This is a genomic window from Actinomadura rugatobispora, from assembly GCF_042656285.1.
Classification (GTDB): Bacteria; Actinomycetota; Actinomycetes; order Streptosporangiales; family Streptosporangiaceae; genus Spirillospora; species Spirillospora rugatobispora.
On sequence record NZ_JBHSON010000002.1, the window covers coordinates 165,487 to 178,395 of the forward strand.

Consider the following 12,909-nt stretch of genomic DNA (forward strand, 5'->3'; position numbering starts at 1 on the left):
GCCCTCAGGTGGCGGCCTCATCGCGGAGCCTGGTCTTGAGGACCTTTCCGCTGGGATTGCGGGGGAGGGACTCCACGATCCTCATGCGGCGCGGCCGTTTGTAGGCCGCCAGGTGGGTCCTGCTGAAGTCCTCGACCTCGGCCTCGGTGGGCGGGTCGGAGGGGTCGGCGGCGACGATCACCGCGAGGGGGGTCTCGCCCCACGTGGGGTCGGGGACGCCGACGACGGCCACCTCGGCGATCTTGGGATGGGCGGAGAGGGCGTTCTCGACCTCGGCGCAGTAGATGTTCTCGCCCCCTGAGATGATCATGTCCTTCTTGCGGTCCACGACGTAGAAGTAGCCGTCCTCGTCCTGGCGGACCAGGTCGCCGGAGTGGAACCAGCCGCCCCGGAAGGCCTCGGCCGTCTCGGCGGGCCGGTTCCAGTACTCCTTCATGATCATGGGGCCGCGGTAGACGATCTCGCCGACCTCGCCGCGCGGCACGTCGTTCATGTCGTCGTCCACCACCCGGGCCTCCACGTTGAGGATGGGGGTGCCGACCGAGCCGATCTTGCGGACGGAGTCCTCCCCGCGCAGCAGCGTCGTGACCGGGCTGCACTCAGTCTGGCCGAACGCACTGCACACGTCCGCCGCGGGGAAGGTGTCGATCATCTTCCGGAGCAGGCTCGTGGAGGCCGGCGCGGCGCCCCAGGAGAGCCGCCGCAGCCGGGAGAGGTCGAACTCCGCGAGTCCGGGGAGGGCGCACACGGCCTGCCACTGCGCCGGGACCATGAAACAGGACGTGACGCCCTCGTCCGCGAGCGTCCGCACGGTCGCGGCCGGATCGAACCCGCCCGACGGCGGGATGATCGACGTGCCGCCGATGATGAGGCCGGGCAGCAGTCCCGACAGCCCGGCGATGTGGAACAGCGGCGCCGCCGACATCCACACCCGGTACGGTCCCGTGTCGCCCTGCGTGAGAATCGAGCTGAAGGCGTGCAGCAGCAGGTTGCGGTGGGTCAGCACCGCGCCCTTGGGCGCGCCGGTCGTGCCGGAGGTGTACATGATGAACGCGGGCGCCGTGTCGGGCACCGCGCGCTCGACGGGGTCCGGCGGTGCCTCGGCGAGCACGGCCTCGTAGTCCCCGCCGATCGTCACCACCGACGTCACCGACGGCGCGGTGGCGCGCGCCGCACGGATCAGGGGGGCGAACGCCGCTTCGGCGATCACGGCCGCCGCGCCGCTGTCCCGCAGCACGTAGGCGACCTCGTCGGCCACCAGCCGGAAGTTCACCGGCACCGCGATCGCGCCGAGCCGCAGCGTCGCCAGCCACGCCTCCACCACCTCGACGCCGTTCAGCCCGAGCACCGCCACCCGGTCCCCGGCGGAGACGCCGCGTGCGGTCAGCGCGGCGGCCAGCCGGTTCACGCGCCCGTCCAGCTCGCGGTAGGTGCGCCGGGAGCGGGCGTCGATCAGGGCCTCGGCGGCGGGGTTCACCCGTGCGTGGCGGGCCACCAGGTCGCTCATCGTCATGCCGTGACCGGGCAGGGTCATCGTCGTTCTCCTCTCGGCGCGTCCAGGACGTGCGCGGCGATCAGCTCCCGGTGGGCCTGGGGGGACCCGAGGAACGCCCGCGTGGAAAGGGCCCGCCGCAGATGCAGATGGGCGTCGTGCTCCCAGGTGAACCCGATTCCGCCGTGGACCTGGACGTTCGTCTTCGCCGCGGCGGTGTAGGCGTCGGAGGCGAAGGACTTGCACAGGCTCGCCAGCGCGGGGACCTCGCCGGGTGCGTGGTCCACCGCCCAGGCCCCGTAGGACGCGGCGGCGGAGGCGGACTCGTTGTCCACCAGGACGTCGGCCAGCATGTGCTTGACGGCCTGGAACGAGCCGATCGGACGGTCGAACTGCTTGCGGATCCCCGCGTACCCGACGGCCATGTCCAGGCAGCGGTTCGCGCCGCCGGCCTGCTCACAGGCCAGCCCGATCGCGGCGGCCGCCAGGGCCCGCTCCAGCACCGGCAATGCTCCGCCTGGCGGGCCGACCGGTACACCGGGCGACGCGCGCAGAATCACGGTGCCGAGCGGGCGTGTGGCGTCGAGCGCGTCCTGGGGGATATGCCGGGACAGGTCCCCGGCGCGGACGGCGAACAGCGTCGGTCCCTCCGGCGCGCGTGCCAGGACGAGCAGCAGGTCCGCCACCGGCGCGTCGGTGACGAAGTGCTTGGCTCCGTCCAGGACCCAGCCGCCCGCCGCCGGGCGCGCGGTCGTGGTGAGTTCGGCGAACGACCAGTCGCCCGCCTCCTCCACCAGCGCCGCCGTGGCGACGCTCTCGCCGCGGACCAGGGCGGGCAGCCAGGCCCCCGCGTCGTCCCCCGACTCCAGAAGGATCCGGGCGGCCAGCACCGCCGAGGAGAAGAACGGCACGGGGGCGAGCGCCCGCCCGAGCTCTTCCGCCACCACGGCCAGGTCGCCGAAGCTGGCGCCCGTCCCGCCGTACTCCTCGGGGACGCCCACGGCGGTCAGCCCGAGCTCGCGCACCATCCTGTCCCAGAGCCGGCGACCGTCCGCAGGGTCGCCCTCGTAAGCGGCGCGTGCCGCGTGCGCGTGCTCACCCAGGAGACTGCGGAGCGTGTCGCGCAGCGCGAGCTGCTCCTCGCTCGGTCCGAACCTCATGCCTTCCCGCTTTCGGCTCGGGGCTCCCGGGGCAGACCCAGAACCCGTTCCCCCAAGGTCGTTCGCTGAATCTGGCTGGAGCCCCCGTAGATCGTCCCGGCGCGGGCCGTCAGGAACGCGCGCTGCCAGGCCGACGGGCTGTTCGGCGATCCCAGCGGATCCGCCCCGACGGTCGCGACCCCCGGCGGCCCCGAACCGACCATGGCGTCCATGCCGAGCACGTCCATCGCCAGCTCGGTCACCCGGGCGTGGTACTCGGCCGAGTAGAGCTTGAGGATGGAGGACTCCGGTCCCGGCGCGGCACCGGAGTGCGCGGCGGCGAGGGTCTTGAGACCGAGGATCCGCAGGATCTCGACCTTCGACCAGCACCACGCGAGACGCTGCCGGACGCGGGGGTCGGCGTCCAGCGCCCGCTCCCGGACCATCTCGGCCAGCCGCTCGAGCTCGATCCGGTAACCGGCGTACAGCGCGCCCGACGCGGCTCCGCGTTCGTACCCCAGCAGGGTCAGCGCCACTTTGGCGCCGCCGCCGCGCGGCCCGACGACGTGCGCCGCGTCGGTGCGCGCGCCGGAGAAGAACACCTCGCAGAACTCGGCCTCGCCGGTCATGGTGCGGATGGGCCGCACGTCCACGCCGGGCTGCTCGGTGGGAACCAGCAGCAGGGACAGCCCCCGGGCCCTGGCGGCGCCGGGTTCGGTCCGGGCCAGCACGAACATCCAGTTCGCCGAGTCGCCCGCGGTCTGCCACACCTTCTGCCCGTTGACCACCCAGGCGCCGTCCTCCAGCGACGCCGACGTGCGCAGCGCGAACAGGTCGCTGCCCGCCCCCGGTTCGGAGTAGCCCTGCGCCCAGCGGTGCTCGCCGGACAGGATCCGGGGGATGAAGTGGCGCTTCTGCTCCTCGGTGCCCCAGTGCAGGATCGTCGGGCCGATCAGCGAGAAACCGAACGGGTCGCTGGGCAGCGGCAGCAGCGGCACGCCCGCGTTGACGAACTCCTCCTGCAGCGCGTACTGCTCCAGCACCGTCAGGCCGGCGCCACCGTACTCCTTCGGCCAGGCGATCCCCAGGTATCCGTGCTCGCGCAGCGTCTCCCGCCAGCGCGGACGGAACTCGGCGCGCTCGGCCGCGCTCAGCGCGCCGATCCCGCGCCAGCCCGGCGGCAGCCGCTCGGCCAGGAATCCCCGCACCCTCCGCCGGAACGCCTCGGTCTCCGGTGTGCCCGCGAGATCCATCAGACCTCGCCCTTGCGGGCCGGGCGCACCGGCCCGGCGCCGCGCCACCCGGGCAGGCCGGCGGCCTCGGTGCCGAGCGGGAGCCCGTCGGGGTTCACCTCGGCCCAGTGCGCGTGGTTGAGGGAGTGCAGGCTGAAGCAGGCGGCGAGGGCGTTGCCGAAGCCCTGCTGGTCGAGGGTCTGGTTCACCGACTCCTTGATCAGCAGCGCGGTGACGGTGGGGACGGCCGCGAGCCGCCGCGCGAACGCCAGCGTGCCGGCGTCCAGGCGTCCGGGTTCGAACACCTTGCTGACCATGCCGATCCGGTGGGCCTCGTCGGCGTCGATCGAGTCGCCGGTCAGCAGCAGCTCCTTGGTCCTGCGCGCGCCCATCTCCCACGGGTGCGCGAAGTACTCCAGCCCGCACATGCCGAGCCGGGCGCCGACGACGTCGGCGAACGTGGTGCCCCGCGCGGCCACGATCAGGTCGCAGGCCCACATCAGCATGAGCCCGCCCGAGATCACCGGTCCGTGCACCGAGGCGATCGTGATCTTCCGGAGGTCGCGCCACCGCCTGGTGTTCTGGAAGTAGTGGTGCCACTCCTGGAGCATCCTGCGCTCGGCGGCCGCCCGCGTCCCGCCGTCCCGGTCGTAGCTGGGATGGCGGCCCGGGCCGTGGCCGCGTTCGGCGCGGTCGTCGGACGAGCCGAGATCATGGCCGGAGGAGAACGCCTCGCCCTCTCCCCGCAGGACGACGACCCGGACGGCGTCGTCGGCCTCGGCGCGGCGGAACGCCTCGTCCAGCTCGACCAGCAGCCCGCGGTTCTGCGCGTTGCGGTGGCGGGGGCGGTTCAGCGAGATGACGGCGATCGCGCCGTCGTCAGCATCGGTGTCCTCGGTGGCGTTCTCGGTGGCGTAGGTCAGGTAACGGCTCATCACGCACTCCTCGGACGTGAAAGGGAGGCCAGCACCTGGGCGGCGGCCCGCTCGCCGGACCGGACGGCGCCCTCCATGTAGTTCATCCAGATCACGGAGGTCTCGGCGCCCGCCCAGTGCACGTGCCCGCACGGCTCGCGCAGCGCGGCGCCGTACCGGGTCCAGGCTCCCGGGGGGAGGTTCGAGCCGTAGCAGCCGCGCGTCCACTCCTCGGCAGACCAGCTCACCTCGGTGTACTCGCGGGGTTCGGCGGCCTCCGGTCCGAACGTCGCGGCGAGGCGGTCGAGCACGGCGGCGCGGCGGGCGGGAGCGTCGAGGGCGCCGAGCCGGCGGGCCTCGTCGCCCTCGACGAAGGCGACGAGGATGCCCGGCGTCCCGGACGGGGGAGAGTCGTCGAAGGTGACCGAGACGGGCCCGTCGTCGGTGAGGGACCGGCCGTTGGAGTCGTGCTCGCGCCAGAACGGGCGGTCGTACACGGCGTGCGCCTTGATCGTCGCGCCGGGTGCGGCGCGCTGGTGGAGCTGCGCGCGGGGGACGGGCAGCGGCGGGCTGAAGGCGATGCGGTCGGCGATCGCGATCGGGACCGCGACGATGACGCGGCGGGCCAGGACGCCGCCGGCCCCGTCGCCCCCGGTCCGCACGGCGGCGCCGTCCACGCTCTGTTCGATCGCCAGGACGGGCCGGTCGAGACGCACGGTCTCCGGGCCCAGCTCGGCGGCGATCCGCTCGGCGACCGTCTGCGCGCCGCCGGTGAACCGCCGCTCCTGGGCGTCCTGGAGCAGGGCGGTGAGGGAGCCGGCCGAGCGGATGTAGACCAGCGCGTGCAGCAGGGAGAGCTCGTCGGGTTCGGCGGTGAAGATCCCGGTGGTCAGCACGCGGAGCAGTGCCCGCGAGGCGGGGTCGGTCACGTGGGAGAGGATCCAGGTCTGGAGCGTTTGCGCGTCCCATTCCGCGGCGCTCGGCGCGGTCCAGGGCTCCTCGGGGGGAAGTGACGCGGCCAGCCGGTCGAGTTCCTGCAGGGCCTGGTCGGCCTCGGGCATCTCGGTACGGCCGCGCCCGGCGATGGAGTACCGGGTCTCGCCGCCGGAGTAGGTGGGAAACGTCGTGACGCCCAGCTCCTCGGCCAGCAGGGCGATGCGGTCCTGACCAGGGCCGATCCACTGCCCGCCGTGGTCGACGACCGCGCCGCCCGGCAGCGGACGGCTCCAGGTACGGCCGCCGACACGATCGCGCGCCTCGAACACGACCACGCCGCGCCCGGCCGCGCGCAGCGCCCGGGCGGCGGTGAGGCCCGCCAGCCCGGCGCCGACGACGGCGACGTCCACATCAGGGATCATGTGCGGCCCTTCTTGGTCAAGTGACTTGGTCTGCTGACCTATTATTTCGGCCGCGTCCGCCCTGTCAACCGCCCCATGAGTGCGCGGCGCCCCCGGGTGCGCGACGAAGACGCACGTCAGCCTCTTGACACCCCCGGTCGCCAACGTGAGACTGAGCACAGTTGATCGCATGACCAAGTCTTGTGACCTAGATATTCGACCCGAGGAGAGGACGCGACGTGGGACGACTGGACGGCAAGGTCGCCTTCATCACCGGCGCGGCACGGGGGCAGGGCCGCGCCCACGCGGTGCGGCTGGCCGGGGAGGGCGCCGACATCATCGCCGTGGACGTCGGCGCGGACGGCGCCCCCGGCGGCGCGGTCGGCAGCGTCCCCTACCCGCTGGGCACCGGCGCCGACCTCGCCGAGACCGCCCGCCTGGTCGAGGCGGCCGGGCGCCGGGTCGTGCACGGCACCGCCGACGTCCGCGACCTCGCCACCCTGGCCGCGGTGGTCGACCGCGGGGTGGAGGAGTTCGGACGGCTCGACATCGTGGTGGCCAACGCCGGAATCTCCAGCCCCGCACCCACCCTGGAGATGAGCGAGCGGGTCTGGCAGGAGATGATCGACATCAACCTGACCGGGGTGTGGAAGACCCTCAAGGCGTCGGTCCCGCACATCATCGGCGGCGGGCGCGGCGGCGCCGTGGTCATCACCAGTTCGGCCGCGACCGAGGGCGTGTACGAGGGCCTCGGGCACTACAGCGCGGCCAAGGCCGGGCTCGTGCCGCTGATGCGCGTGCTCGCCAAGGAGCTCGCCCCGGACGGGATCCGCGTCAACACCGTCCACACCGGGACGGTCGTCACCCCGATGATCCTCAACGACGCGACCTACCGGGCGTTCCGTCCCGATCTGGAGAACCCGACCCGGGAGGACTTCGACGAGGCGGTCCGCGCCGTCAACAGGCTGCCGTTCGGGGCGCTGGAGGCCGGCGACATCGCCAACGCCGTCCTGTACCTGGTCTCCGACGACGGCCGGGGAGTGACCGGCGCCAAGCACTTCGTGGACGCCGGCGTCAACCTCTAAGGAGAGCATCATGACCGACCCGTACCTGGACGCCACCGCGCTGGCGGAACTCGTCCGCACCGGACAGGCGACGCCCGCCGAACTGGTCGGGCAGGCGATCGAGCGGATCGAGGCGGTGAACCCCGAGATCAACGCCGTGATCGTCCCGCTGTACGAGAAGGCCCGGAAGGAGGCCGCCCGGGTGCCGAAGGACGCGCCGTTCGCGGGCGTCCCCTACGTGCTCAAGGACCTGACGGTCCACTCGAAGGGCGACCCGTACTCGGCGGGGTGCGCCGGGGTGAAGGCGGCCGGGTACCGCTCCGACCACGACTCCCACTTCGTGACCGCGATGCGCGAGGCGGGCTTCGTGCTGATCGGCAAGGCCAGCACCTCCGAGATGGGCATGTACGAGTCGACCGAACCGCTCGCCTGGGGCCCGACCCGCAACCCGTGGAACACCGGGCGCTCGGCCGGCGGCTCCAGCGGCGGGTCCGCCGCGGCGGTCGCCGCCGGGATGGTGCCGGTGGCCCACGGCAACGACGGCGGCGGCTCGGTGCGCAGCCCCTCCAGCCAGTGCGGCGTGGTGGGGCTGAAGCCGACCCGGGGACGGGTGTCGTCCGGGCCGATGGTGGTCGAGTCCGACACCGTCTGCGGGATGGCCACCGAGGGGCTCATCACCCGCTCGGTCCGGGACGCCGCGGGCATGCTCGACGCGGTGAGCGGGCACCGGCCGGGCGACGGCTACTGGGCGCCGCCGCCGTCCCGCCCCTTCGCCGCCGAGGTGGGCGCCGATCCCGGGCGGCTGCGCGTCGGCGTGCTCACCGTCGACCCGACCGGCCAGATCACGATCGACCCCGAGTCGGTCGCGGCCACCCGCGCGGCCGCCGACGCCCTCGCCGACCTCGGTCACGACGTCTCCGACGGCTACCCCGAGACGCTGCGCGAGGGGATGTGGCCGATGGAGTGGTTCGGCTGCGTCGGCGTCGTGATCGCCCGCGAGTTCGACTGGCTCGGCGAGCAGATCGGGCGGCCCATCACCGAGGCCGATGTCGAGCCCGCCACCTGGGCGTACATCGAGCAGGGCCGCGGGGTCGGCGCGATCGCCTACGCCGCGGGGATCGACGCGCTGCGCAACCAGGCCCGCGAGATCGAACGCTGGTGGGAGGAGGACGGCTGGGACCTGCTGCTGGCCCCCACGATCCCCGTGCCCACTCCCGAGATCGGGCAGCTGGCCGCGACCGCCGACGACCCCTCGGCGTCGGTCGCGATGTGGATCCTGCAGAACACCGTGCTGTTCAACGTGTCCGGTCAGCCCGCGATCTCGCTGCCGCTGCACGAGCGGTCCGACGGGATGCCGCAGGGCGTGCAGCTCGCCGCCGCCTACGGCCGCGAGGACGTGCTGCTGCGGGTCGGCGCACAGCTGGAGGCCGCGCTGCCGTGGGCGGACCGGCGTCCCCCGCACGGCGTGCGGTGACCGGGGCCTAGCCTCGGGGCAGCGCGAGCAGCACCATCGCGTCGGCCAGCAGATCGATCTGGCGGCTGCAGGCGGCCCGGTCCCGGGACGCCGCGTACTCGAGCGTCATCCCGTCGAAGCGGTGCAGGACGAACCGGACGATCTCCTCCACGGTGATCGCCGGTTCCCGGCCCTCGGCCTTGACCGCCAGCCGCAGGTTGTCGGTGAGCAGCGCCCGCCCGAACGGGTCCCAGACCGCGTACACCTCGGCGGGGTCGCCGCCCCGCCGGATCCGGGCCATCCCGGCCTCGGTCAGCGCCATCTGCAGCCCGATGTTCTGCTGGTACCAGTCCCACATCGCGGCCACGCTCGCCCGGATCGTGGCCTCGACGCCGAGGCCGGGGTCGACGCTCGCGAAGGCGTCCTGGAGCATCGCCGCGCCGCGCTCCATCACCAGGTGGATCAGCTCGTCCTTGTTGCGGAAGCAGTAGTGGATCGCGCCCAGCGGGGCGTCCGCACGCTCGGCGATCTTGCGGGTGGTCGTTCCGGCGAGGCCGTCGGTCGCCATGATCTCGACGGCGGCGTCGACGATCTGCCGACGGCGCTCGTCGGCTGCAAGGTAAGCCACCGCACCCCCAGGTCCGACAGGTTCTGGTCAATTGAACAACTTCAAGTGTAGACGCACGTCCGGAAAGGGCTCACCGTGGAAACCTTCACCCGCCACTACATCGACGGCCGCCGCCAGGCCGCGGGGACCGGCCGGATCGCCGTCGGCGACCCCGCCACCGGCGAGGTGATCGGCGAGGTCCCCGCCGGGACCGCCGCCGACGCCGACGCGGCCGTCGCGGCGGCGGCCCGCGCGTTCCCCGCGTGGTCGGCGTCGCCCCGCGCCGAACGCGCCGCCCTCCTGGAACGCCTGACCGGCCTGCTCGCCGCGGCGAGGGCTCGGCTCGCGGAGACGATCGTCGGCGAGGTCGGCTCCCCGGCGTCGTTCGCCGCCGCCGTCCAGGTCGGGCTTCCGCTGGCGACCTTCGCCGGCCAGCCGGGACTGCTGGAGGAGATCGCCTGGCGGCGGGAGGTCGGGCACTCGGCCGTCGTCCGGGAGGCCGCGGGCGTGGTCGTCGCGATCACGCCCTGGAACTACCCGCTGCACCAGATCGCCGCGAAGGTGGCCCCCGCCCTCGCCGCCGGGTGCACCGTGGTGCTGAAACCGAGCGAGGTCGCGCCGCTCAACGCCTTCCTGCTGGCCGAGGCCGTGCACGAGGCCGGGTTCCCGCCGGGGGTGTTCAACCTCGTGTGCGGGACGGGCGCCGAGGTGGGCGAACGCCTGGTCGCCCACCCCGACGTGGACGTCGTCAGTTTCACCGGCTCCACGGCGGCCGGGCGGCGGATCGGCGCGCTGGCCGCCGCGACCGTCAAGCGGGTGCACCTGGAACTGGGCGGCAAGTCGCCCACCGTGGTCCTGGACGACGCGGACCTGGAGGCCGCCGTCGCCGACGGCATGGTCAAGGCGTTCGTGAACTCCGGCCAGACCTGCACGGCGCTGTCCCGCCTGATCGTGCCGCGTGCCCGGCTCGCGGAGGCCGAGGAGATCGCCGCGGCGGCCGTCGCCAACCACCCGCTGGTCGACCCCGCCGCGGAGACCGCCGGAGTCCGGCCCACGGTGCTGGCGGACAAGCTCGGGCACATCGGCTTCACCTTCGCGCTGGGCCCGCTGGTGTCGGCGGCGCAGCGCGAGCGCGTCACCGGCCACATCCGCGCCGGCGTCGAGGAGGGCGCGCGGCTGGTGGCGGGCGGCCCCGAGCGGCCCGGCGGCTTCGACCGCGGCCACTACGTCCGCCCGACCGTCTTCTCCGGCACGACCCCCGGCATGGCGATCGTCCAGGAGGAGATCTTCGGCCCGGTGCTGTGCCTGCAGGCCCACGACGGCGACGACGATGCCGCGGCGCTCGCCAACGGCACGCGGTACGGCCTGTGCGCGGCCGTGTGGTCGGCCGACACCGGCAGGGCCGCGGCCTTCGCCGGACGGCTCCGCGCCGGCCAGGTCGACGTCAACGGCGCCCGGTTCAACCCGTTCGCGCCCTTCGGCGGCTACAAGCAGTCCGGTCACGGCCGGGAGCTGGGGGTCTGGGGACTGGAGGCGTTCCTGCAGACCAAGAGCCTTCAGCTCCCCTGACAACAGCGCGACGTGGTCTCGGCGCAAGCCCGATCAGGGGGTGGTGAGCGCGGCGAAGGCCTGGTCGAGCAGTTCGGCGAGGTCGAGTTCGCCGTCGGAGGCCGTCCAGTGGGCGACGGCGATGCTGAGGCAGTCGAGCGCGGCGGCGGCTCGTACCTCCGGGGCCAGTGGCGTGGGGCGGTCGTGGCCTGAACGCCGGCTGAGGGCTTCGGCCAGGGCGGGCAGCCAACTGGCCCGTTTCTCCAGCTGCCGGACCCTGAGAGCCGGACTCTCCTGGACGAGCCGGGCCAGGGCGAGGGCGCTGCCCGGGTTCTGGCGGTAGCTGTCGATGAAGGGGTCAAGGGTGCGGCGCAGCGCCGTCCAGTCGTCCTCGCCGGCGGGCCTGGCGCGCAGCGCGGCGGCGGCCTGGACGCCCTGGACGTCCATGGCCCCCAGGACGGCCTCCTCCTTGCTGCCGAAGTAGCGCAGGAAGGTGCTGCGCGACACGCCGGCGGCGGCGGCCACATCGCTGATCGTGACCTGCTCGAAGCCGTCTCGGCGGAACAGCTCGATGGCCACCTGGGCCAGTTCGGCCCGGATGGCCGTACGGGCGATGCTCCGGGTCGTCGCGCGCTTGGGGTCCCCCACGGTCGAACAGTACCAAGCGGGACGCACGTTCCCGAATGTGAGCATGAGCGGCTAGAGTGACACTGAGTTTCAGTTTGAAAACGCAGGTTCGGCAATGGCAGTGCTTGCCTGGTCCGACAGGGACAAAAGGAGACCGTGGATGTCCACCGCCGATGTGTCGAGCAAGTCCCTGGCCGAGCTCGTTTCCCTGGAGGGGCGGCGCGCGGTCGTGACCGGGGGAGGTCGCGGGCTGGGCAAGGCGATCGCGTCGCGGCTGGCCGAGGCCGGCGCCGACCTGCTGATCGGTGACATCGACGAAGGGCTCGCCCTGTCCGCCGCCGGGGAGCTCGCCGAACGTCACGGTGTGCGCGCGATCGGTGCCGCCATGGACGTCACCGGCGCGGCGGCCGTGGCCGCGGCGGCCGACCGCGCGGTCGCCGATCTCGGTGGGCTCGACATCTGGGTGAACAACGCCGGGATCTTCCCCAGCGTCCCGCTGCTGGAGATGAGCGAGGAGACCTGGGACGAGGTGTTCGCGGTGAACGCGCGCGGCGTCTTCGTCGGTGCGCGCGAGGCGGCACGGCGCATGGCGGCCGCCGGAACGGGCGGGGTCATCGTGAACATCGTCTCGACCGCCGGTTTCCGCGGGAGCGCGCCGGGCCTGGCCGCCTATGTCGGGTCCAAGCACGCGGTCCGCGGCCTGACGCGCGAGCTGGCCCTCGAACTCGCCCCGATGGGGATCCGGGTGCTCGGAGTGGCACCGAGCTACGTCCCCACGGAGGGCAACATGATGGCGGCCGCCGCCGTGATGACCGACGACACCCCGCCCACCGACCTCATGCTGACCGGCCCGATCGGCCGGAGCGGCGCGCCGGACGACATCGCGCGCGTCGTCCTGTTCTGCGCGTCCGACCTGTCGGCCTTCATGACCGGCAGCACGCTGCTCGCCGACGGCGGCGACACCGCCTGAGCCGGCGGCGCCGCCAGCCGATCCGGCCGGCCCGCGGATGCTACGACTCTGAGGTGAAGTGGACCAGTTCGATGCGCACGCCGTCCGGGTCGGCGACGAACAGGATGTCCACGGAACCGTTCCCCTCCGCGGGCTGATGCGTGCGGGAGGACTCGATGACGGTTCCGCCGAGTTCCACCAGCCGGGTCTCGGCCGTGCGCAGGTCGTCCACGAGCACCGACAGGTGGGTGAACCCGATCTGCCGGCGGTTCGCGGGCGGGACGCCTTCGGCCCGCGGATTTCTCCAACCGAGCAATTCGATCTTCGTCGCCCCGTTGACGATCATCTGGGACCGGACGTTCACGGGCGGCGGTGTCTCAAGTAGCTGGGCGAGCGCGTCTCCGATGTTCCACCCGTCGGAGACCTCGAACCCCAGCCCCTCGGTATAGAAGCGAACGGCCCGCTCAAGGTCGGACACGCACAGAGCAATGTGGGAGACGGCGGAGAAGCCGCTTGCCGACGACGACATGATCCTCCTCGATCAGTG

At 73.1% G+C, this 12,909-nt stretch carries 12 protein-coding genes; 4 read left to right on the forward strand and 8 right to left on the reverse strand.

What is annotated here, in order from left to right; genetic code table 11:
• Positions 1-4 precede the first annotated feature (4 nt).
• The 5 genes from ACFPZN_RS02000 to ACFPZN_RS02020 are packed head-to-tail and all read right to left on the reverse strand — an operon-like array spanning position 5 to position 6,306.
• Complete coding sequence (locus tag ACFPZN_RS02000) at positions 5-1,534, reverse strand: long-chain-fatty-acid--CoA ligase (RefSeq protein WP_378279492.1); 1,530 nt, start codon at positions 1,532-1,534, stop codon at positions 5-7.
• Positions 1,531-2,652, reverse strand: a complete 1,122-nt coding sequence (locus ACFPZN_RS02005; protein WP_378279494.1) for an acyl-CoA dehydrogenase family protein — start codon at positions 2,650-2,652, stop codon at positions 1,531-1,533. Before ACFPZN_RS02005 ends, ACFPZN_RS02000 begins: the two co-directional genes overlap by 4 nt.
• Positions 2,649-3,884: an acyl-CoA dehydrogenase family protein gene (locus ACFPZN_RS02010; RefSeq protein WP_378279496.1), complete on the reverse strand. Its 1,236-nt coding sequence runs from the start codon at positions 3,882-3,884 to the stop codon at positions 2,649-2,651. Before ACFPZN_RS02010 ends, ACFPZN_RS02005 begins: the two co-directional genes overlap by 4 nt.
• Positions 3,884-4,798, reverse strand: a complete 915-nt coding sequence (locus ACFPZN_RS02015; RefSeq protein ID WP_378279497.1) for an enoyl-CoA hydratase — start codon at positions 4,796-4,798, stop codon at positions 3,884-3,886. Before ACFPZN_RS02015 ends, ACFPZN_RS02010 begins: the two co-directional genes overlap by 1 nt.
• Positions 4,798-6,306, reverse strand: a complete 1,509-nt coding sequence (locus ACFPZN_RS02020) for a flavin monoamine oxidase family protein (RefSeq protein WP_378279499.1) — start codon at positions 6,304-6,306, stop codon at positions 4,798-4,800. The genes ACFPZN_RS02015 and ACFPZN_RS02020 overlap by 1 nt, the downstream gene beginning before the upstream one ends.
• A gap of 47 nt (positions 6,307-6,353) precedes the next feature.
• Here ACFPZN_RS02020 and ACFPZN_RS02025 point away from each other — a divergent pair, with 47 nt between their 5' ends.
• Together ACFPZN_RS02025 and ACFPZN_RS02030 are read left to right on the forward strand one after the other, a co-directional pair.
• Positions 6,354-7,199: a mycofactocin-coupled SDR family oxidoreductase gene (locus ACFPZN_RS02025; protein ID WP_378279501.1), complete on the forward strand. Its 846-nt coding sequence runs from the start codon at positions 6,354-6,356 to the stop codon at positions 7,197-7,199.
• Positions 7,200-7,209: 10 nt separating this feature from the next.
• A complete protein-coding gene (locus ACFPZN_RS02030) occupies positions 7,210-8,652 on the forward strand; it encodes an amidase (protein WP_378279503.1) in 1,443 nt (480 codons plus the stop codon).
• Between the two features lie 7 nt (positions 8,653-8,659).
• On the opposite strand, the gene ACFPZN_RS02035 is transcribed toward ACFPZN_RS02030, so the two are convergent.
• Positions 8,660-9,259 (reverse strand): TetR/AcrR family transcriptional regulator, encoded by a 600-nt coding sequence (locus ACFPZN_RS02035; protein WP_378279505.1) that lies wholly within the window; start codon positions 9,257-9,259, stop codon positions 8,660-8,662.
• Between the two features lie 75 nt (positions 9,260-9,334).
• On the opposite strand from ACFPZN_RS02035, the gene ACFPZN_RS02040 reads away from it, so the two are divergent.
• On the forward strand, positions 9,335-10,807 hold the full coding sequence (locus tag ACFPZN_RS02040; RefSeq protein ID WP_378279506.1) for an aldehyde dehydrogenase family protein: 1,473 nt from the start codon (positions 9,335-9,337) through the stop codon (positions 10,805-10,807).
• A gap of 33 nt (positions 10,808-10,840) precedes the next feature.
• Here the strand turns inward: ACFPZN_RS02040 and ACFPZN_RS02045 are convergent, their stop codons facing one another.
• Positions 10,841-11,434 carry a TetR/AcrR family transcriptional regulator gene (locus ACFPZN_RS02045; RefSeq protein ID WP_378279508.1) on the reverse strand — a complete coding sequence of 198 codons (594 nt, stop codon included), beginning with the start codon at positions 11,432-11,434 and terminating at the stop codon, positions 10,841-10,843.
• Between the two features lie 139 nt (positions 11,435-11,573).
• Between ACFPZN_RS02045 and ACFPZN_RS02050 the strand changes: the two genes are divergently transcribed.
• The gene (locus tag ACFPZN_RS02050; protein WP_378279510.1) at positions 11,574-12,383 is read left to right on the forward strand and encodes an SDR family NAD(P)-dependent oxidoreductase; all 810 of its coding nucleotides are present in this window, start codon (positions 11,574-11,576) and stop codon (positions 12,381-12,383) included.
• A 40-nt stretch (positions 12,384-12,423) separates the two neighbouring features.
• Here ACFPZN_RS02050 and ACFPZN_RS02055 read toward each other — a convergent pair whose 3' ends face one another.
• On the reverse strand, positions 12,424-12,891 hold the full coding sequence (locus tag ACFPZN_RS02055; RefSeq protein ID WP_378279512.1) for a VOC family protein: 468 nt from the start codon (positions 12,889-12,891) through the stop codon (positions 12,424-12,426).
• Between the last annotated feature and the right edge of the window lie 18 nt (positions 12,892-12,909).

Excerpts from the sequence above, each read along its gene's own strand:
- ACFPZN_RS02000 (WP_378279492.1), bottom strand. The coding sequence starts at position 1,534 with ATGACCCTGCCCGGTCACGGCATGACGATGAGCGACCTGGTGGCCCGC.
- ACFPZN_RS02005 (WP_378279494.1), bottom strand. The coding sequence starts at position 2,652 with ATGAGGTTCGGACCGAGCGAGGAGCAGCTCGCGCTGCGCGACACGCTC.
- ACFPZN_RS02010 (WP_378279496.1), bottom strand. The coding sequence starts at position 3,884 with ATGGATCTCGCGGGCACACCGGAGACCGAGGCGTTCCGGCGGAGGGTG.
- ACFPZN_RS02015 (WP_378279497.1), bottom strand. The coding sequence starts at position 4,798 with ATGAGCCGTTACCTGACCTACGCCACCGAGAACGCCACCGAGGACACC.
- ACFPZN_RS02020 (WP_378279499.1), bottom strand. The coding sequence starts at position 6,306 with ATGCGATCAACTGTGCTCAGTCTCACGTTGGCGACCGGGGGTGTCAAG.
- ACFPZN_RS02030 (WP_378279503.1), top strand. The coding sequence starts at position 7,210 with ATGACCGACCCGTACCTGGACGCCACCGCGCTGGCGGAACTCGTCCGC.
- ACFPZN_RS02050 (WP_378279510.1), top strand. The coding sequence starts at position 11,574 with ATGTCCACCGCCGATGTGTCGAGCAAGTCCCTGGCCGAGCTCGTTTCC.
- ACFPZN_RS02055 (WP_378279512.1), bottom strand. The coding sequence starts at position 12,891 with ATGTCGTCGTCGGCAAGCGGCTTCTCCGCCGTCTCCCACATTGCTCTG.